The 19,543-nt window shown below is 66.2% G+C and carries 16 protein-coding genes and 1 riboswitch; of the genes, 9 read left to right on the top strand and 7 right to left on the bottom strand.

What is annotated here, in order from left to right:
- Nucleotides 1-162: 162 nt before the first annotated feature.
- Nucleotides 163-3,744 (bottom strand): hybrid sensor histidine kinase/response regulator, encoded by a 3,582-nt coding sequence (locus ISP20_RS11110; protein WP_204636157.1) that lies wholly within the window; start codon nt 3,742-3,744, stop codon nt 163-165.
- 164 nt (nt 3,745-3,908) lie between these two features.
- Between ISP20_RS11110 and ISP20_RS11105 the strand changes: the two genes are divergently transcribed.
- From ISP20_RS11105 to ISP20_RS11095, 3 genes are read left to right on the top strand one after another with little or no spacing between them, the layout of a single operon-like run.
- Nucleotides 3,909-4,529 carry a YceI family protein gene (locus tag ISP20_RS11105; RefSeq protein WP_204636156.1) on the top strand — a complete coding sequence of 207 codons (621 nt, stop codon included), beginning with the start codon at nt 3,909-3,911 and terminating at the stop codon, nt 4,527-4,529.
- Nucleotides 4,526-5,101, top strand: coding sequence for a cytochrome b (locus ISP20_RS11100; protein WP_204636155.1), 576 nt, complete (start codon nt 4,526-4,528; stop codon nt 5,099-5,101). The genes ISP20_RS11105 and ISP20_RS11100 overlap by 4 nt, the downstream gene beginning before the upstream one ends.
- The gene (locus ISP20_RS11095; RefSeq protein WP_204636154.1) at nt 5,098-5,661 is read left to right on the top strand and encodes a YceI family protein; all 564 of its coding nucleotides are present in this window, start codon (nt 5,098-5,100) and stop codon (nt 5,659-5,661) included. The genes ISP20_RS11100 and ISP20_RS11095 overlap by 4 nt, the downstream gene beginning before the upstream one ends.
- 98 nt (nt 5,662-5,759) lie before the next feature.
- Here the strand turns inward: ISP20_RS11095 and ISP20_RS11090 are convergent, their stop codons facing one another.
- Nucleotides 5,760-5,999 (bottom strand): glutaredoxin family protein, encoded by a 240-nt coding sequence (locus tag ISP20_RS11090; RefSeq protein WP_204636153.1) that lies wholly within the window; start codon nt 5,997-5,999, stop codon nt 5,760-5,762.
- A 143-nt stretch (nt 6,000-6,142) separates the two neighbouring features.
- On the opposite strand from ISP20_RS11090, the gene ISP20_RS11085 reads away from it, so the two are divergent.
- Nucleotides 6,143-7,525, top strand: a complete 1,383-nt coding sequence (locus tag ISP20_RS11085) for an L-serine ammonia-lyase (protein WP_204636152.1) — start codon at nt 6,143-6,145, stop codon at nt 7,523-7,525.
- Nucleotides 7,526-7,717: 192 nt separating this feature from the next.
- Here ISP20_RS11085 and ISP20_RS11080 read toward each other — a convergent pair whose 3' ends face one another.
- Nucleotides 7,718-8,704, bottom strand: coding sequence for a tetratricopeptide repeat protein (locus ISP20_RS11080; protein WP_204636151.1), 987 nt, complete (start codon nt 8,702-8,704; stop codon nt 7,718-7,720).
- 274 nt (nt 8,705-8,978) lie between these two features.
- On the opposite strand from ISP20_RS11080, the gene ISP20_RS11075 reads away from it, so the two are divergent.
- Nucleotides 8,979-10,586 (top strand): APC family permease, encoded by a 1,608-nt coding sequence (locus tag ISP20_RS11075; RefSeq protein ID WP_204636150.1) that lies wholly within the window; start codon nt 8,979-8,981, stop codon nt 10,584-10,586.
- A 152-nt stretch (nt 10,587-10,738) separates the two neighbouring features.
- Here the strand turns inward: ISP20_RS11075 and ISP20_RS11070 are convergent, their stop codons facing one another.
- The 4 genes from ISP20_RS11070 to ISP20_RS11055 all read right to left on the bottom strand — a co-directional run bounded on the left by ISP20_RS11070 (nt 10,739) and on the right by ISP20_RS11055 (nt 15,223).
- On the bottom strand, nt 10,739-11,821 hold the full coding sequence (locus tag ISP20_RS11070; RefSeq protein ID WP_204636149.1) for a homoserine dehydrogenase family protein: 1,083 nt from the start codon (nt 11,819-11,821) through the stop codon (nt 10,739-10,741).
- Nucleotides 11,818-13,008 carry a cystathionine gamma-synthase gene (metB, locus tag ISP20_RS11065; RefSeq protein ID WP_204636148.1) on the bottom strand — a complete coding sequence of 397 codons (1,191 nt, stop codon included), beginning with the start codon at nt 13,006-13,008 and terminating at the stop codon, nt 11,818-11,820. Before metB ends, ISP20_RS11070 begins: the two co-directional genes overlap by 4 nt.
- 35 nt (nt 13,009-13,043) lie before the next feature.
- The gene (gene metX / locus ISP20_RS11060; RefSeq protein WP_204636147.1) at nt 13,044-14,072 is read right to left on the bottom strand and encodes a homoserine O-succinyltransferase MetX; all 1,029 of its coding nucleotides are present in this window, start codon (nt 14,070-14,072) and stop codon (nt 13,044-13,046) included.
- 85 nt (nt 14,073-14,157) lie between these two features.
- Nucleotides 14,158-14,274, bottom strand: a riboswitch (SAM riboswitch).
- Nucleotides 14,275-14,431: 157 nt separating this feature from the next.
- On the bottom strand, nt 14,432-15,223 hold the full coding sequence (locus ISP20_RS11055; protein WP_204636146.1) for a hypothetical protein: 792 nt from the start codon (nt 15,221-15,223) through the stop codon (nt 14,432-14,434).
- 210 nt (nt 15,224-15,433) lie between these two features.
- Between ISP20_RS11055 and ISP20_RS11050 the strand changes: the two genes are divergently transcribed.
- The 4 genes from ISP20_RS11050 to ISP20_RS11035 all read left to right on the top strand — a co-directional run bounded on the left by ISP20_RS11050 (nt 15,434) and on the right by ISP20_RS11035 (nt 19,437).
- Nucleotides 15,434-15,790, top strand: coding sequence for a DUF1304 domain-containing protein (locus ISP20_RS11050; protein WP_204636145.1), 357 nt, complete (start codon nt 15,434-15,436; stop codon nt 15,788-15,790).
- 16 nt (nt 15,791-15,806) lie between these two features.
- Nucleotides 15,807-16,469: a M24 family metallopeptidase gene (locus ISP20_RS11045; protein WP_204636144.1), complete on the top strand. Its 663-nt coding sequence runs from the start codon at nt 15,807-15,809 to the stop codon at nt 16,467-16,469.
- Between the two features lie 73 nt (nt 16,470-16,542).
- Complete coding sequence (locus ISP20_RS11040; protein WP_204636143.1) at nt 16,543-17,712, top strand: fatty acid desaturase family protein; 1,170 nt, start codon at nt 16,543-16,545, stop codon at nt 17,710-17,712.
- Between the two features lie 123 nt (nt 17,713-17,835).
- A complete protein-coding gene (locus ISP20_RS11035) occupies nt 17,836-19,437 on the top strand; it encodes a peptide chain release factor 3 (RefSeq protein ID WP_204636142.1) in 1,602 nt (533 codons plus the stop codon).
- Nucleotides 19,438-19,543 lie beyond the last annotated feature (106 nt).

The raw sequence follows: 19,543 nt of genomic DNA, 5'->3' as shown, positions 1-19,543 counted from the left end.
CCCTCTCCCCTCCGGGGAGAGGGCTGGGGTGAGGGGCGGGTGCTCGCGGGAACGTATACGCTTTTCTGTGGGAGCGCACTTGTGCGCGACAGCCAACGGAGCGGTACATCCAGGCGTGGCTGTCGCGCACAAGTGCGCTCCCACAAAAGAACGAGCAACAGCTCAGCCGCCCACAGACATCTGCGACGCAGCCAGCTGCGCGTTGATCACATCCTCCAGCTGCTCGCCGGAGAGCGGCTTGCGCAGGAAGCCATCCATGCCCGCCTCGCGCGCACGTGCTTCCTCGTCGCCACCCGAACGCGCGGTGATCGCGATGATGGGGACGCGCTGACCGGCTTCCTCGCGCTGGCGGATCAGGCGGGCGATCTGGAAGCCGTCGATGCCGGGCAGGTCCAGATCCAGCAGGATCACATCGCACGCCTGCTGTGCCAGCTCCGCGAGCGCCGCCAGGCCATTGCCGACGTAGCGCACTTCGTGGCCCGCGCGCTCGAGCAGACCCGATATCACGGCAGCGACGATGGCATCGTCCTCCACCAGCAGAATCCGCAGCGGATGCGCCTCGATGTCATGGCCGCGCTGCGCTGCCGCGGCGACGGGTTCCTGGGTCACCGGCAACGGCAGGCGTACGTGAAACGTGCTGCCAAAGGCCAGCTTCGATTCCAGCTCGACGCTGCCGCCCATCATCGCGACCAGTTCGCGACAGATGGCAAGACCCAGACCGCTTCCCGCGCTCCGCTGCGGACCGGTGACCTGCTCGAAGCGCTGGAACAACCGCGCCTGGCTCGCTTCGGGAATGCCGGGACCGGTATCGATCACGCTGAAGCGCAAGCCGTCGTCGGTGCGGCGCACGCGCAGGATCACGCCACCCCGCTCGGTGAACTTCAACGCATTGTTGGCCAGGTTGAGCAACACCTGCTTGATGCGCAGCGCATCGCCGACCATGCGTGCGGGCAGATCGGCCGGCAGGTCCAGGTCGAAGCGCAAGCCCTTCGCGCGCGCCTGCCCCAGTTCCAGTTTCGCCACGTCCTCGATCAGCGTGCGCGGGTCGAACGGCGCGTTGTCCAGTTCCAGCTTGCCCGCTTCGATGCGCGCCAGATCCAGCGCATCGTTGACCAGCTTGAGCAGCATGCCGCCGGAGCGCTGCATGGCCTCGGCGTAGTCGCGCTGGGCGCGGCTGAGCGGCGTGCTGAGCAGGAGTTCGGCCATGCCCATCACGCCGGTCATCGGCGTGCGGATCTCGTGGCTAAGCGTGGCCAGGAATTGCGTCTTGGCTGCGCTGGCCTGCTCGGCCAGGCGACTGCGCTGTTCCGCCAGCTGGATCTGATGCCGCTCGGCAAGCCTGCGGCGCCATGCCTGCAAGGCCAGCCAGGCGAACAACGCCGCCAGCAGGACGTAGGCACACCACGCCCACCAGCGTGCCCACGGCGGTGCCTGCACGTGGATCTGCAGCGGCTGCGGCAACTGCGTCCAGACGCCGTCCGCGCCGGCGGCCATCACCTCCAGCGTGTAGTCGCCGCGCGGCAAGCCGGTGAGATCGCGCTCGCCATGACCACCCGTATCCACCCAGCCGTTGTCGAGTCCGGCCAGGCGGAACCGATAGCGGTTCGCGGCAGGATCGACATAGGAGAACACCCGCGTATCCACCGTCAGGCCCGAATCGCGCCAGCCGATGGAGAGGTGTCCGCCGGCAGGCACGGGCAGCTCGTGCAGCGCGCCCTCGCGCCGCACGCTAATGCGGGTGAGCGCGAGGCGCGGCGGCTCAGTGGAACGCAACAGTCGATTCGGATTGAAGCCCATCACGCCGCCCAGGGTGGGCGAGTAGATCATGCCGTCGTCCATGCGGCTGAAGCCGCGCAGGAATTCGCCATTGCTCAAACCATCCTGCAGGCCCAGCTGGCGGAACGCACCGGTGGCGACGTCGAAGCGCCACAAACCGTCGCGACCGAAGATCCACAGGCGTTGATGTTGGTCGACGGCCAGATCGACCACGTTGATGGATGGCCAACCCCGTGTGGCGTCGATCTTGCGATCGAGTGCCAGGCCGTCGCCGTCGTAGTGGTAATGCTCCAGGCCGTCGGGACGCGCCATCCACAGGCCGTCGTCGGTGAAGTCGAACGCGTCGACGGCCTGGCGATTGTCGACGCCGGGCACGGGCTCGAAATGATCGTGCGTGCGATCGAGCCGCAACATGCCGCCGTCGCTGGCGTACCAGAACGTGCCGTTCTTGAGCGTGAGCTGGCTGCCCCAGCGCGCCCTCTCCTGCGCGGGCTGCACGGATACCGGCGTGACGGCGAGCGTGTCCTGGTCCACCCGGAACAAGCCCTCGCCGAAGCTGCGCGCATAGAGCTTGCCGTCGGGACCCACTTCGATCTCGAGCGGATGCTTCAGCCCATGCGGATAGCCGTCCACCGCATCCAGCTTGCCGTCGGCGTAGCGGAACAGCCCGCCCTGCACGGTGACCCATAGGCGTGATTGCGCATCTTCGGTCAGGCCCAGCACGTCGCCGCGCAGGCCCGAAATCATGTGTTCCACTTTGCCGGTGGCCGGCCATAGCCGGTCGACCCGTCCGCCGCGTTCGCCCACCCAGATGCTGCCGTTGCGGCTGCGCGCCACGGCGTACGCTACCGAGTCGCGCAAGCTGTTGTCGTCGTCGGGAATATGCGTGAAGCGGCTGACGCTGTCCCAGCCCGGCGCCAGGTAACCCACGCCGCCATCCAGCAGCGCGATCCACAAACCGCCTTCGCTGTCCGGGCGGATATGCCACACCCAGGTGCCCGGCAGATTGCCGTACAGCACCGGCTGGTTGGTCACCGCCTCGATGCGGGCGCCATGGGTTTCCTGGAGGAAGAGTCCCTGCTGCGTACCCACCCACAAACGGCCTGCGCGATCGCGCACGCTGCTCAGGATATTGGTATCGGGCAACTCGTTGCGACCGAGTTGGCGCGCCACGTCGTCGCTGCCGACCACAAAGAGGCCATGCGAGGACGCCACGCGGATCTCGTCGCCGTCGCCTTCGATACGCCATGCATCGAGCGATTTTCCTTGCGATTCGACGATTGGGTGAAATTCGCCCGCGGCGTCGCGGCGGAACACGCCGTTGTCGCTGCCCACCCACAACTGGCCGCGCGCGTCCACGTAGAGCGAACCCACCGTACCCAGCGCCTCGGGCGTGTTGCCCATCACCCGCACATGGTCGAAGCCGCGTCCATCGCTGCGCATGCGGTCCAGGCCCAGCGCCGTGCCGACCCAGATCGCGCCGTCGCCGGTTTGTGCAATCGACCAGGCCTTGTCGCTGACCATGCTGGCCGGATCGTTGGGGTCGTGTCCCCAATGGCGGAAGCTGCCCGAGCGATCGTCGTAACGGTTGAGCCCGGCCTCCAGTCCCGCCGCCCACAGGCGGCCGGCGCGATCGAACATCAGCGCCGAAATGCCATTGTTGAACAAGGATTGGGGATCGCCTGCCACGTGGCGGAAGACCTTGAAGTTCACCCCGTCGTAGCGCGCGATGCCGCTCTTGGTGCCGAACCACATCGAGCCATCCGGCGCCTGCACCACGGTGTAGACGCTGCTGCTCGGCAAGCCCTCGGCCGTGCCGAAGCGGCGGAATTGCGGCGTGGCTAGGGCGGCGTTGTCGGCAGCCGGCAGCGTTGCCGCCGCGGTCGTCTGCAGCGCGGGCACGGGCGCTGCCACCGGCGCGGACGCGCCCATGATCAGGACAACGCTGAGCAGCAAGGACGGCAACATGCACTTCCCCCAGAATCTTCCGATATTGCCAGACCCTCCGTGCAGGAACGAGCATGGCTTTCGGTCGATGTCGGGTGACCGGCCGATGACGTTAGCGGTGGGGAAACAATCCGTTTCGGACAGGCGGCTGGCGCCCTGCCGACGGATCGTCCAGACTTCCGGCCATGCCTAGGTCACGCCGCCCCAGCCGCCTCCTGTTCGCCCTTTTATGCGCCCTGGCGCCGCTGGCCTCAGCGCTGGCCGCGCCAGCCACATATCACTACGACACCACGCACAGCCAGATCCTCTTCAGCATCGACCACAACGGATTCTCGCGTCCGTTCGGACGGTTCCATATAGCGAAAGGCTGGTTGCGTTTCGATCCGGATGACTGGGCGCAGTCCGCCACCGAGCTGGACATCGACCTGGCCAGCCTGGACATGGGCGATGCGGAGTGGAACGCCGCCGTGCTCAAGCCTGCCTATCTCGACGCCGAGAAATCCCGCTACGCGCATTTCGTCAGCACCTCGGTGGAACGCAAGGACGACACGCATGGTGTCCTGCATGGCAACCTTACGCTGCGCGGGGTGACACATACGGTGGATGTTCCGTTCACCTTCAACCGGCACGGCACCACCATCTACGGCATGCACACCGTGGTGGGTTTCTCGGGTACCGCGATGCTCAATCGCGAGGATTACGGCATCACCGCCACGCCCAACTCCATCGGCCACGGTGTGAGCGTGTGGCTGGAACTGGAAGCCATCGAGCAGGACGCAGCCCCTGGCAACAAGGAATCACCATGAGTTTTCGCAATACCGAGCACCGCTGGGGTTCGGTCGCCAAGTTCTTTCACTGGACCATTGCGTTATTGATCATCGGCAACGGCATCTTCGGCCTGTGCATGGACCTGGCCCATGGCCCGATGCAGAAGATCAACTGGCTGGCGCTGCACAAGTCGATCGGCCTCACCGTGCTGGCGCTGTTCCTGTTGCGCGTGCTGTGGCGTCTTGCAAACCGCCCGCCCAAGGACGAACCCACGCCGCGCTGGCAGCATTATCTTGCGCACGGCGTGCATACCACGCTGTACGCGCTGGTCGCGCTGCTGCCGCTGAGCGGCTGGTGGTTCAACTCCATCGTCGGCAAGCCGCTGCAGTACTTCAAGCAGTTCAACCTGCCCGCGCTCACCGAGGCCAATCCGGACGCGGGACATTTCTGGCACGGCGTGCACGAATACCTGTTCTGGTTCCTGGTGCTGTTGCTGGTGCTGCACATCGCCGGTGCGATCAAGCATCACCTGGTCGATCGCGACAACACGTTGCGACGCATGCTCCCCTTCGCCCGCGTGCGCCCGAATTCTCAAGGAGAACGTCGATGAACCGCTTAGCCCGCAAACTCGCCGCACCGTTGTTGCTTGCCCTCGCCCTGCCCGGCTTCGCCAGCGCGGCCGATTACGCCGTGCAGCCTGCCGGCAGCACACTCGGTTTCAGCGGCAGCTTCCAGGGCCAGTCGTTCAATGGCTCGTTCGGCCAGTGGACGGCGGCCATCAGCTACGACGCGGCCAAGCTGGCCACGTCCAAGTTCGATGTCGAGGTCGACCTCGCCAGCGTCAAGACCGGCGACAAGGATCGCGACGGCGCACTGCCCGGCTCCGATTTCTTCAACATCGCCAAGTTCCCCAAGGCTCATTTCGTCACCACCGGCTTCCGCCAGAACGGCGCCCAAGTCGTTGCCGACGGCAACCTCACCCTGCGTGGCGTGACCAAGCCGGCGAGCCTCAACGTGACGTTCAAGCCGCAGGGCACGGGCGCCACCCTGGATGTCGCCGGCACCGTGAAGCGCCTCGATTTCGGCGTAGGCGGCGGCGATTACGCCGATACGTCGGTGATCGCCAACGAGGTGAAGATCAACGCGCACCTGGTGTTGACCGCCAAGTAATTGCGCTATCTATCCCTGTAGGAGCGCACCCTGTGCGCGACCGCAGCCTCGCAGACCGACGGAAGGTGTGAGGCCGCGGTCGCGCACAGGGTGCGCTCCTACAAAGGTGGTCCGACGAAGGCCCGCACCGCCGCCGCATCGAACGGCCAGTCCATCTCGCGGCCATCCTCGCTGTCCCGCAGCACCGGCACGCGGGTGCCGTAGCGCTCTTCGAGCGCTTCGTCGTCGTCCACCCACAGGCTATCGAAATCGGGCGCGCGCGCCTCGGCCATCACGGCCAGCGCCTGGTCGCACAGGTGGCAATAGTCCCGCTGGTAGAGCACGTATCGCATCGGCATAGGGGCTGGACGATACCGTGCCCGGCGACGCGGGGCGAGAGGCTCCCCGGGGCGGCCCGCCGCCGTCGCTGCGCCGCGACAAACGCAATTCCTGCCACCCGCGTAGAATGTACGGTTATCCCCGCCCACTTCGCGTGTCTCTAATGGCTGTCAGCGTTTTCGACCTGTTCAAGATCGGCATTGGTCCGTCTTCCTCGCATACCGTCGGCCCGATGCGCGCCGCGGCGCGGTTCGCCGAACGCTGGCTGGAAGAAAAAGGCGTGCTGGACCGCGTCGTGCGCATCCGTGCGGAGCTCTATGGCTCGCTGGCGATGACCGGTCGCGGCCACGGCACCGACAAGGCGGTGCTGCTGGGTTTTGAAGGCGCACATCCGGATACGGTCGATCCCGACCACATTCCCGAGACGCTGCAGCGCATCCGCACCACGCATCGCCTGCGCGTGCTGGGCAAGCACGAGATCGAGTTCGAGGAAAAGCGCGACCTGGTGTTCAACAAGCGCCAGAAGCTGCCGTTCCACACCAACGGCATGCGCTTCTCCGCGTACGACGCCGAGGGCCACGAACTGGCCACGCGCGACTACTACTCCGTGGGCGGCGGCTTCGTGGTCAATCACGACGAGGCGGCCGAAGACCGCATCGTTGCCGACACCACCGAACAGCCGTATCCGTTCTCCTCGGGCGATGAGCTGCTGGCGCTGTGCGAGAAGAACCATCTCACCATCGCGCAACTGATGCTGGAAAACGAAAAGGTGTGGCGCAGCGAGGCGGAAACGCGCGCCGGCTTGCTCACCATCTGGAAGGCCATGCAGGATTGCGTCAACCGCGGCCTGCGTTCGCCGGGCGTGCTGCCGGGCGGGCTGAAAGTGGCGCGTCGTGCGCCGCAGATGGCCGACGACCTGCGTTCGCAGCCGGAAGCCGCGCTGAAGGATCCGCTGACCATCCTCGACTGGGTGAACCTCTACGCGCTCGCCGTGAACGAGGAGAACGCCGCGGGCGGCCGCGTGGTCACCGCGCCGACCAATGGCGCGGCCGGCATCGTGCCGGCGGTGCTGCACTACTACCACCGCTTCTGCCCGAAGTCGGACGAGAACGGCATCGTCGACTTCATGCTCACGGCGGGCGCCATCGGCATCCTCTACAAGGAAAACGCCTCGATTTCCGGCGCGGAAGTGGGCTGCCAGGGCGAAGTGGGCGTGGCCTGCTCGATGGCTGCCGGCGGCCTGACCGCCGCGCTCGGCGGCAATGTGCTGCAAGTGGAGAACGCCGCCGAGATCGGCATGGAACACAACCTCGGCCTCACCTGCGATCCGATCGGCGGCCTCGTGCAGATTCCCTGCATCGAGCGCAACGCGATGGCCTCGGTGAAGGCGATCAACGCCAGCCGGATGTCGCTCAAGAGCGACGGCAAGCATCGCGTGTCGCTGGACAAGGTGATCGCCACCATGCGCGACACCGGCCGCGACATGAAGGACAAGTACAAGGAAACCTCGCGCGGCGGCCTGGCGGTGAACGTCATCGAGTGTTGACGGCAGCCACGGCGATGCTGCCGTGAACTAACGACAGCCTTGTAGGAGCGCACCCTGTGCGCGACCCAACGGAGCGGCACACCCAAGCGTCCTGGTCGCGCGCATGTATGACTGAAGTATCGCGACGGCCTCGCTCCGTAGCTGTCGCGCACAGGGTGCGCTCCCACACGAACCATGCAGGGTTTCAGCGGCTCATGTGTCAGAAGGGCTGTTGCCCGCTGCTGCATCCACCCTCGCCTTCAACTGCGCCAATTGCGCGGGCGAAAGTTTTGCTGATGCCTTGGCCAGATAGTCGCCGGCCGACTTGAGCTGTTGCTGGCTGTCCATGCGCTGCGCCAGCGAGATCTCGTACCAGCCTTCGGACGGGTTCTCCGCGATACCGGTGCCCAGCACGTAGGCCACGCCCATCGCGTAGTGGCCCAGCATCTCGTTGCTCGCGATCGCCTTGCGTGCCAGCGTCACGCCGCGTGCGCCATCCACGGTCACGCCCTGTTTGCCGGTGATGAGGAAGTACGCGAGCGTGCCTGCGGCTTTGGCGCTGCCGCCATCGACCGCGGCCTGCAGCCAGCGCAGGCCGGCAGCCGTGTCCTGGCGACCGAACAGGCCGCTCACGTAGAACTGGCCCAATGACAGCTGGGCATCGGGATCGCCTTTCTGTGCCGCCGCCGTGAGCAGTTTCTCGGCCAGCGGGACATCCTTGGGCAAGCCCATCTCGCCCGACAGGCGCGCCATCGCCAGCACTTCCATGGCCTTGGCCGAACCCTTGTCGGAGGCTTTCTGTGCCCATTGCAGCGCTTCCTGCGTGCTGCCGGTAGCCAGCAGCGCCACCGCCAGCACGGCCATGTGATCGGCGTTCTGATCGATGCCGACGCTCTTGCGCATCCAGTCGATGCCCGCGGGGACGTCGCGCGCCACACCCACCCCGGCCATGGTGGCCGAACCCAGCATCCACGCACCTTCCGCGCTGCCCGCCATGGCGGCCTTGCGGTACCACTCGGTGCCCGCCGCCTTGTCGGCGGCCACCCCGTCATCCTGCAGGGAGCGCCCCAACGCCACTTGCGCCTGCGTGTCGCCCGCCTGGGCGCGCTTGGTCAACGCCTCACGGGTCGCATCGCCCGATGCCGCACTCGCGGCCATCGAAAACGCCGCCATCAGCACCAGCCACGTCGCACGGATCATGCTGCGCCACCCATTGTGGGAAGTCTCGATACTAGCGGTCCGCCCCGCCCACGCCAATTTGCCAGACGCCAGAGCGAGCCGGATCGCCCGGCACACTGTTTCAACCGTCGATTCAATGACCTGGCTGTTGCGCTGCGCCACGGCCTGCGCGCCCGGGCGGGCTGACAGTTCCCTGACCGGTCTGTCATTATCCGCCCCTTGTGTCGCCCCCAGGGGCGGCCGCCATGGTGTCGCCCGGGAGGCGGCCCGCCGATTCACTGACCTGGGGACCTGCATGTCTCAATCCTCCATTCGCCGCGACGTCGGCCCGTTCGCCCTGATGCTCACCGGCCTGGGCTCGATCATCGGCTCCGGCTGGCTGTTTGGCGCATGGCGCGCGGCGGGCCTCGCCGGTCCAGGCGCCGTCTGGGCCTGGGTGCTCGGCGCCGCCATCATCATGACCATCGCGCTGACCTATGCCGAACTGGGCGCCATGTTTCCCGAGTCCGGCGGCATGGTGCGCTACAGCCACTATTCGCACGGTTCGCTGGTGGGCTTCATCGGCGCATGGGCCAACTGGATCGCAATCGTCTCGGTGATTCCGGTGGAAGCGGAAGCTTCGGTGCAGTACATGGCCTCGTGGCCGTGGAAGTGGGCACAGGATCTCTATGTGCACATGCCCGACGGCCATGGCGAGCTGACCTTGCCCGGCCTGTACATCGCTGCCGTGCTGGTGTTGATCTACTTCCTGGTCAACTTCTGGAGCGTGAAGCTGTTCGCGCGCTCCAACACGCTGATCACCGTGTTCAAGCTGGTGGTGCCGGCCGCCACCGGCCTGGCCCTGATCGCCAGCGGTTTCCACAGCGAGAACTTCTCGGTCGGCGTGCATGGCGATGCGCATGCCATCGACTTTGCAGCAGTGCTCACCGCGGTGGCCACGGCGGGCATCGTCTTCAGCTTCAACGGTTTCCAGAGTCCGGTGAATCTGGCGGGCGAAGCGCGCAATCCCGGCAAGAGCATTCCGTTCGCGGTGATCGGCTCGATCCTGCTGGCGACCGTGGTCTACATCATCCTGCAGGTGGCCTACCTGGGTTCGGTGCCGCCGGACATGCTGGCCAAGGCCGGCTGGCACGGCATCGATTTCCGCTCGCCGTTCGCCGAGCTGGCCATCATCGTCAACCTGCACTGGCTGGCCATGCTGCTGTACGTGGATGCGTTCATCAGCCCCAGCGGCACCGGCATGACCTACACCGCCACCACCGCGCGCATGATCTACGGCATGGAGCGCAACGGCACCCTGCCGAAGATCCTCGGCAACGTGCACGCCAAGTGGGGCGTGCCGCGTCCGGCGATGTGGTTCAACCTCGCCGTTTCCTACCTGTTCCTGTTCAAGTTCCGCGGCTGGGGCACGCTGGCCGCGGTGATCTCGGTAGCGACCATCATTTCGTATCTCACCGGCCCGGTCAGCGCGATGACGCTGCGACGCACCGCGCCGAACCTGCATCGCCCGCTGCGCATCGCTGGCTTGCCGATCCTTGCCGGTGTCGCCTTCATCATGGCGACCGAGCTGTTGTACTGGGCACGCTGGCCGCTCACCGGCGAGATCATCCTGCTGATGGTCGTGGCGCTGCCGGTGTACCTGTATTACCAGGCCAAGGTGAAGTGGCACGACTTCGGCCGCCAGCTGAAGGGCGCGTGGTGGCTGATCTTTTATCTGCCGACGCTGGCGCTGGTCTCGTATGCGGGAAGCACCGATTTCGGCGGCCTGGGCTACCTCAGCTATGGCCTGGACCTTGCCGTGGTCGCCGTGGTTGGACTGGTGTTCTACGTGTGGGGCGTGAAGTCCGGCTGGCGCACGCCGTCGGTCGAGGAAGCGGAAGCCAATCCGCACCGGCACGACTGATCACCACCGGCAGGTCATGAAAAAACGCGCGGCTCATCACCGCGCGTTTTTTTATTGGCGCAATTCGGCAGGCCAGTCGCGCGCAAGCGCTCCCACAATGTTGCGTCACCCTTGTGAGAGCGCGCTTGCGCGCGACACACCCTGCGACAAAGTCAAACCAGCGCCAGCACATCCCCCAGCAACGCCTGCGCCGTCACTTCCGGCCCTGCGCCCGGCCCCTGGATCACCAGCGGCTGCGTGTTGTAACGGGTGGTACTGAGCGCGAACTGGTTGTCGGTGCCGTAGAGGCGCGTGGCGGGATGATTGGCCGGCACTTCGACGAGGCCCACGCGTGCGCGGCCACGCTGGTTGAGACGGGCAAGAAAACGTAGCGCGCCACCGCGAGCCTTCGCTTCGGCGAAGCGTGTGGCAAGCGGTTCGTCGAGTTCTTCCAGACGCGAAAGAAAGCTCTCCACGTCGAGCGAGCGCAGGCTTCCCGGCACCAGGCTCTCCACTTCCACTTCATCGGGGCGCAGCGCAAAGCCCGCGCAGCGCGCGAGGATCAGCAGCTTGCGCGCGACGTCCTCGCCGGACAGATCGCTGCGCGGATCGGGCTCGGTATAACCCAGCTCGCGTGCCCGGCGCAGCAGTGCGGAGAACGGCTGGCTGCCGTCGTAGTGGTTGAACAGATACGACAGCGAGCCGGAAAACACGCCCTCCAGGGTGAGCAGCGCATCGCCGCAATGGCGCAGGCGGCGCAAGGTGGAGATCACCGGCAGGCCGGCGCCCACGGTCGCCGAATCGCCATAGCGACCGCCCTGCGCCAGCGCCGCCTGCAGCGCGCGCCAACCCGGCAGATCGCCACCAGCGAGCGACTTGTTGGCCGTCACCACGTGATAGCCGCGCGCCAGCCACTCGGCATGACGCGAGGCGAGCGTGCCGCACGCGGTGGCGTCGATGATCACCTTCAGCGGCGCATCGTTCGCATCGAGCGCGTCGAGCAGCGCGATATCGTTGCGTACATCGCCCTGCGTCTTCAGCTTTTCGCGCAAGGCGCGGTCGGCCAGCGGTTCGGCCTGCGTCTGCTGACGGCGTGAGTTGGCTGCGCCCACCAGCCGGATCGATGCCGCCGCCGGCGTGTTGAGCAGCTTGAGAAAGGCGCCACCGACCACGCCGGTGCCGAGCAGTACCGCAGCAATGGTGGGCGACGTCCGCGCTTGCGATACGCCCGCCGTGTCCGCCAGCACCGCACTCATGCAAGCACCCGGCGTTTGCCTTGGCTGACGGCTTCGGCGCGCAGCAATGCCGCGTCCAGGTCGCGCAGCAGATCGTCGCCATCTTCGATGCCCACCGACAGGCGCAGCAGCGTGTCAGCAATGCCGGCCGCGCGACGGGCTTCGGGCGCCATCGAGGCATGCGTCATCGAGGCGGGATGTGCCACCAGGCTTTCCACGCCACCGAGCGACTCGGCCAGCGAGAAGTAATGCAGGCCATCGACGAAGGCCGCCACCTGATCTTCACTACCTTCCAGCTCGAAGCTCAGCATGGCGCCAAAACCCTGCTGCTGACGCGCAGCGAGCGCGTGGCCGACATGGTTTTCGAGGCCGGGGTAATACACCTTGTGAACTGCCGCATGGCCGTCCAGACGTTCGGCGATGCGCACGGCATTTTCCTGATGCTGGCGCAGGCGCACGTTCAAGGTGCGCAGGCCACGCAGGGTGAGGAAGCTGTCGAACGGCGCACCGGTGAGGCCGTTGCAATTGCCCCACCACTTCAACTGTTCGGCCACGGCCGCATCGCGCGCCACCACGGCGCCGCCCACCACGTCGCTATGGCCGTTGATGTACTTGGTGGTCGAGTGCACCACCACGTCGGCGCCCAGGGCCAGCGGTTGCTGCAGGGCCGGCGAGAGGAAGGTGTTGTCCACCACCACCAGCGCGCCCACCGCGTGAGCCGCCTGCGCCACGTGACGGATGTCGGTGATGCGCAGCAGCGGATTGGAAGGCGTCTCCACCCATACCAGCGACGGCTTCAGCGCGAGGCCTTCGGCCAGCGTGTGGGCATGGGTGAGGTCGACGAACTTCACCTGGAAGCGGCCCTTCTTCGCCCACGCATCGAGCAGGCGCCAGGTACCGCCATAGCAATCGTGCGCGGCCAGCACCAGCGATCCGGCCGGCACCAGTTCCAGCGCCAGCGCCACCGCCGCCATGCCGCTGGCCGTCACCACGGCGCCCGCGCCCTGCTCCAACTCGGCCAATGCATCGCCGAGCAGATCGCGCGTGGGATTGCCGCTGCGCGAATAGTCGTAGGCACGCTTGCCGCCCAGCCCGGTGAACGCATAGTTGGTGGACAGATGCAGCGGCGGCACCACGGCGCCGTGCTGGGTGTCCGTTTCGATGCCGGCGCGCACGGCGCGGGTGAAGGGGCTGGGGGTGTCGCTCATGCTCAAATCTCCGTGCGTGATGCTTATGAATCGGGTCAACAACCGGCCAGCGCGTCGCGCAGCAGCGGCGCGAGGCGGTCGGTTTCCTTGAGGAAGGCGTCGTGGCCGTAGGGCGACTCGACCACTTCGAGCGTGGCCGGGCCATGCAGGCGACGCTGCAGCTCGCACAGGTCGGCCAGCGGCACCAGCCGGTCGGACGGGAAGCCGATCAGCGTGGCGGGCGCGGCCACCTGCTCCGGCGTCACATCGTGCAGGTCGATAGACTCGGACAAGGCAAGGAAGCGCTCGACGTCGAAACGCTCGACGAAGCGGCGACCGGCATGTTCCAGATAGTCCTCGACCGGGAAATGGAAGCGGCCGTCGCGATATTCCGGCGCGGCCGTGAAGCGCCGGGCGAATTCCTCGCTGCCGCGATAGGTGGTCATGGCCAGCTGGCGGGCCAGCGCCAGCGCCTGATCGGATTGGCCGCTGGCCTGCCCCAGCCGCACGATGCCGCGCTGGACCGAGCGCTGCGCCGTGGCCAGCGGGTGCGGGCGATGCGCGCCCGCCAGCAACACCAGGCGACCCAGCGCATAGGGATGACGGGCCGCGAAGGCCAGCGCCACCATCGCGCCATAGGACGAACCGATGAAGGCGTGCACGCGGCCGATGCCCAACGCTTCCACCAAGGCGGCGAGTGCGTCGGCCTGGTCTTCGCTGGACACCGCCTGCACGCCCCCGAGGTCGGCCGGGGTGATCCAGTCGATCGAAAGCACACGGAAGCGGTCAAGGTCCAGCGGCTGGCCGGCGCCCACCTGGGCCTGCCACCAGCCGGCGGAGGCTTCGCCATCCAGCGTCACCACGTCGCGGGTGGCCGAGATGCCGCCCTGCACGATGACCGTGGGCGCGTCCGGCGCGCCGCACCACAGGTAGCTCACTTCCAGCTCGCACGGCGCGCTGCCGTACTTGGGGCGGATCAGCACACGGCGGCTGCAGCGCTGGGTGGTGAGGTCCGGCCGCATGCTGCCGATGACCGCGGCGGAAGCGGGCACGGCGGGCGGGATGGGTTGCGGCTGGCTGGACATCTGGCTCTTCTCCGGTCGGCATCGACCTGCGGACCGGAGGGGAGAGCAAGGCACGACCGGCGCGAGGCGCGGTGGTGCTGGTTTGCCCTCATCTCGCGGCTTGCGCCCGAAGCGCTGCCGCAGGAATTGGCACCGTCGCGGAAGGGTTCCGCAGGTTGCCCCGGCTTCAAAGGGCCTGTCCCTCCGCCGGTCTCGATGAGTAAAGGGGAATCTAACGACCGCAAGCCATCGTGTCAATAGACGTCTAAACGTCTATGCATCTAGCCATCGACATTTTTCGACGAAAAGCGACTGTTACAGCTGCAACCACCCAAAAACCCGTGCCCGGGCTGGCTTGGGCCCGGGCACGAAGGTCGACATCACTGCTTAACCGCGACAAATTGCATGGTTCGATTGCGCAGCTTGTCGTCGAAATGGACGTCCATCGTTTTTCCATCCGCCGATACGGTGGAGGTAAGCACGGCCACGACCTTGCCGTCGCGCTTGTCCGTTTCCACCATCGAATGCGCGCCGGTCTTCTTCACCGTCACGCTGTTGATGCCGGGGTCGCCCTTGTACGGCGCCTCGGTGCCGTCCAGCTTCGCGGCATAGGACTGGCCCGTCGGCGCGCTCATGTTGAGCGTGCCGCCCTCTTCCTTGAAGGTGATCTCGGTGGCGTTGTCGGACATGTTGGCCATGCCAGCGGTGAGCCAGGAGCCCGATATCGCATGCGCACCGGCCGGACCGGCAGCCACCTGTTTGAGCTCGGCACTGCCGGTGACCGGCGCGCCGCTGGAGTTGCTGCTGTCGCTGAAATCGACCTTCGCCATCTTGCCGTCGGGCGCCACGGTGGTGGTCGAGGTGGCGACGACCTTGCCGCCCTTCTTGTCGGTTTCCTTGACGGTGTGCGCATCCACCACCTGCACGGCGATCGAATCGAGGTACGGATGCCCGCTGACCGCGTGGTCCTGCCCATCGGCCTTGACGCTCACCGGCGGCACGCAGGTCTTGCAGTCGTACATGCCGTCCTTGAGCAGAAGCACGTCGGGCTTCTTGGGCATCTGCACCTTGCTCATGTCGACCTTCCAGGTGCCGTCGAACGGTCCATCGGCCAGCGCGGCAAGCGGAAACAGCAGAAGCAGGCACAGGCCTGCACAGAGTGGCTTGTTCATGGCATGACTCCCAGAGATAGGAATGACCGGGTCAGACCCTCCCCTGGTGTGACGTCCCTGCCGTGCGGGCGATCCGTTCTTTCGGACCCAGCCGTTCGACCCTACGCCCCGCCCGGAACTGCGCCCATTGGCCGGAAGTGTTAGCTGCGCATTGCCCCGTCGCACGGGGGCTGCAACACTGCCCGCCTCTCTTGCCGCCAGCCGCCGCCGATGTACGTCACCGCCCATCTCGTTGTCGCCCTCGTCGCCCTGCTCCACGTCTGGTTCCTGGTGCTGGAGATGTTCCTGTGGACCAAGCCCTCAGGCCGCCGCGCGTTCGGCCTGAGCGAGGAGTTCGCCCAGCAATCGAAGGTGCTCGCAGCCAACCAGGGCCTGTACAACGGCTTCCTCGCCGCCGGCCTGTTCTGGGGCTTGTGGCAGGGCGTGGCCGGACGGCCTATCGTGGTGTTCTTCCTGGTCTGCGTGCTGCTGGCCGGGCTGTACGGCGGCTTCACCGCCAGCCGCAAGGTGCTGTGGGTGCAGGCGCTGCCTGCGCTGATGGGCCTGGTCCTGGTCCTGCTTTCCTGAGTCGCTTCGTCCGCACATGAACACCGTTCACCAGGAAGCGGTCGGCGGCCGCTTCGACCGCCAACACATGCTGCATGCACGCGAACGCAGCTGGGCCGCCCTGCACGGCATCCGCGAGCGCATGCGCCCGGGCATCAGCGAAGACGAGGCGAAGGCCGAAGCCGCCGAGGTGTTCGCCGCGCTGGGCATGGAGCGGCTGTGGCACCCGGTGATCATCCGCATCGGCAGCAACACCACCAAGACCTACCGCGAGCGCTCCGAGCCGGTCAGGCTGGGCGAGAACGACATCTACTTCATCGACCTCGGGCTGGTGTTCGAAGGCCACGAAGGCGATGTCGGCGACACCTTCGTGATTGGCCACGCACCCCAGCAGCAGGCCTGCGCCGAGGCCGCCCGCGAACTCTTCCGCGTCACCGCGAATGCCTGGCATCGCGAGGGCCTGAGCGGCGAGGCGCTGTATGCGTTCGCCGAGCAGCAGGCCCAGGCCATGGGCTGGCGCCTCAACCATGAGATCAAGGGGCATCGCGTCAGCGACTTTCCCCATGCGGTGCACAAGGCGGGCGACCTGGGCGAGTACGGCGAGCGTCCGGCCGATGGCCTGTGGATCCTGGAAATCCAGATCGCTCACCCGACCGAAGCGTACGGCGCTTTTTACGAGGATCTGCTGACCCTCGGCTAGATCCGCGGACGCCTACAACAACCTGTTACGGTGTTTCCGTTAGCATGCAGGCACTTACCCCCGAGTGCCCGGCATGTCCCCTGAGTCTTCCCATCGAACGGCGCAAGCCGCTCGATCCCCGCATGCGGATGCTTCCACCGATCGGCTCAAGTTCAACGGCGACAACGTGTTTCAGCGTGAGTTGCGACGGCGCGTGGAGGCTTATTTCAAGCACGGCGGGCTGAAGCAGCGGGACAGTGCGCGTCTTTACCTGAAGACCGCGATCATCCTGGCGACCTTTGTGGCGTCGTATGTGTTGCTGGTGTTTTTCGCGACTGCCTGGTGGCAAGGGCTGCTGCTGAGCATCGTGCTGGCCGTGGCGACTGCGCAGATCGGCTTCAACATCCAGCACGATGCCGGCCATCAGGCTTTTTCGGAGCGCCGCTGGCTCAACAAGTGCATGGCCATGACGCTCGATCTGGTCGGCGGCAGCTCATATGTGTGGCACTGGAAGCATGCGCATTTCCACCACACCCATACCAATATCGACGGCTACGACAGCGACATCAACCTCGGTGCGCTGGCGCGATTCGCGCCGCAACAAAAGCACTATTGGCATCACCGCTGGCAGCACATCTATCTGTGGGCGCTCTATGGCCTGACCGTGGTGAGCTGGCACCTGCATGACGATTTCCGCGACGTGATCACCGGCAGCATCGGCAAGCGCCGCTTTCCGCGCCCGCGCGGCAAGGATCTGGCCGTCTTCGTCGTCGGCAAGCTGGTATTCCTCACGCTGGCTCTGGGCCTGCCGTTGCTGTTTCATTCGATCGGCACGGTGTTGCTCTTTTACGCCGTGATCGCCGTGCTGACAGGCCTGCAGCTGGCACTGGTGTTCCAGTTGGCGCACGCGGTCGAAGAAACCGAATTCCCCACGCCGAGCGAGCCGGGGCGCATGAACACACCGTGGGCGATCCATCAGCTGGAGACCACCGCGAACTTCTCGCGCGACAGCCGGATGATCACCTGGCTGGTGGGCGGGCTGAATTTCCAGGTGGAACACCATCTGTTCCCGCGCATCAGCCATATCCATTACCCGGCCATCTCCCCGATCGTCGAGGCGGCCTGCCGCGAATACGGCGTGCCGTACCACGCCAACGCCTCGTTTGGCGCCGGCCTCGCTTCGCACTACCGCTGGTTGCGCCAGATGGGTCGGCCGGAGACCGTGCCGGCCTCGCTGGTACTGGAGCCGCTGGCGCAGAATTGAGCGCCAGTCCCGCCTGCCGGCGGGTTGCCGGCCCCTGGAAAGCCGGCCCCGCTGCCGCCCCGCCCGGCCGGCAGGCCGTTCCACGCTATCATTGGCGGCTAGTCTTCCTGCCGACTCGCCTCAATGTCCGCCCATCTCACCGAAACCCGCCGCCGCCGCACCTTCGCCATCGTCAGCCATCCTGACGCGGGCAAGACCACGCTGACCGAAAAGCTGCTGCTGTTCGGCGGTGCGATCCAGATGGCCGGCTCGGTGAAGGGCCGCAAGGCTGCCCGCCACGCCACCTCCGACTGGATGGCGCTGGAAAAGGAGCGCGGCATCTCGGTGACTTCCTCGGTGATGCAGTTCCCGTACGAAGGGCGCATCGTCAACCTGCTTGATACGCCAGGCCACGCGGACTTCTCCGAAGACACCTACCGCGTGCTCACCGCGGTGGACTCGGCGCTGATGGTGATCGACTGCGCCAAGGGCGTGGAAGAGCGCACGATCAAGCTGATGGAGGTGTGCCGCCTGCGCGATACGCCGATCATGACCTTCATCAACAAGCTCGACCGCGAAGGCCGCTCGCCGATCGAACTGCTGGACGAAGTGGAATCGGTGCTCGGCATCGCCTGCGCGCCGCTGACCTGGCCGATCGGCATGGGCAAGCGCCTGAAGGGCGTGTATCACCTGCTGCTCGACGAAGTACATGTGTTCGAGCAGGGCAAGAACTTCACCCGCCAGGATTCGACCATCTTCAAGGGCCTCGATGCACCGGGGCTGGAAGCGATGATCGGCGCCGAAGCGCTGTCGGAACTGCGCGACGAACTGGAACTGGTGCAGGGCGCCTCGCATCCGTTCGACTTCGAACAGTATCTCGCCGGCAAGCTCACGCCGGTGTTCTTCGGGTCGGCCGTGAACAATTTCGGCGTGCAGCTGCTGCTGGATTTCTTCGTCGAGCACGCGCCTTCGCCCCGCTCGCGCGCCACGCTCAGCCGCGACGTGAAGCCGGATGAAACCGCGCTTACCGGCTTCGTGTTCAAGATCCAGGCGAACATGGACCCGGCCCACCGCGACCGCATCGCCTTCATGCGCGTCTGCTCGGGCACCTACAACGCCGGCATGAAGATGGTGCAGACCCGCACCGGCAAGGACGTGCGCATCGCCAACGCGCTGACCTTCATGGCTAGCGACCGCGAGATCGTCGAGAGCGCCTATCCCGGCGACGTGATCGGCCTGCACAACCACGGCACCATCGGCATCGGCGACACCTTCACCGAAGGCGAGATGGTCAGCTTCACCGGCATTCCCAACTTCGCGCCGGAGTTGTTCCGCCGTGCACGCCTGCGCGATCCGCTGAAGATGAAAGCGCTGCAGAAGGGCCTGGCGCAGTTGTCCGAGGAAGGCGCCACGCAGTTCTTCCGTCCGCTGATGAGCAACGACCTGATCCTGGGCGCGGTGGGCGTGCTGCAGTTCGACGTGGTGGCCTATCGGCTGAAGGACGAATACGGCGTGGATGCCAGCTTCGAACCGGTCACCGTGGCCACCGCGCGCTGGATCCATTGCGACGACGCCAAGAAGCTCGAGGAATTCCGCGAGAAGAACGCCAACAACCTGGCCATCGACGCGGCCGGCGAGCTGGTCTACCTGGCGCCGTCGCGGGTGAACCTGCAACTGGCGCAGGAGCGCTCGCCTGCGGTGCGCTTCTCGGCCACGCGCGAGCATGCGACGTCGCTCGAGCTGTAAGGGCCTGTCGCGCACAAGTGCGCTCCCACAAGGGTGAGGTTCCTGCGGACGACTGCCCCTGAGGTAACGCACTTGTGCGCGACCGATGCATGCCCCTGTAACTAGC

It is taken from the genome of Dyella kyungheensis (assembly GCF_016905005.1).
Classification (GTDB): Bacteria; Pseudomonadota; Gammaproteobacteria; order Xanthomonadales; family Rhodanobacteraceae; genus Dyella; species Dyella kyungheensis.
Note: the sequence above shows the minus strand (reverse complement) of the source record. Positions and strands in the feature narration are given on the sequence as shown.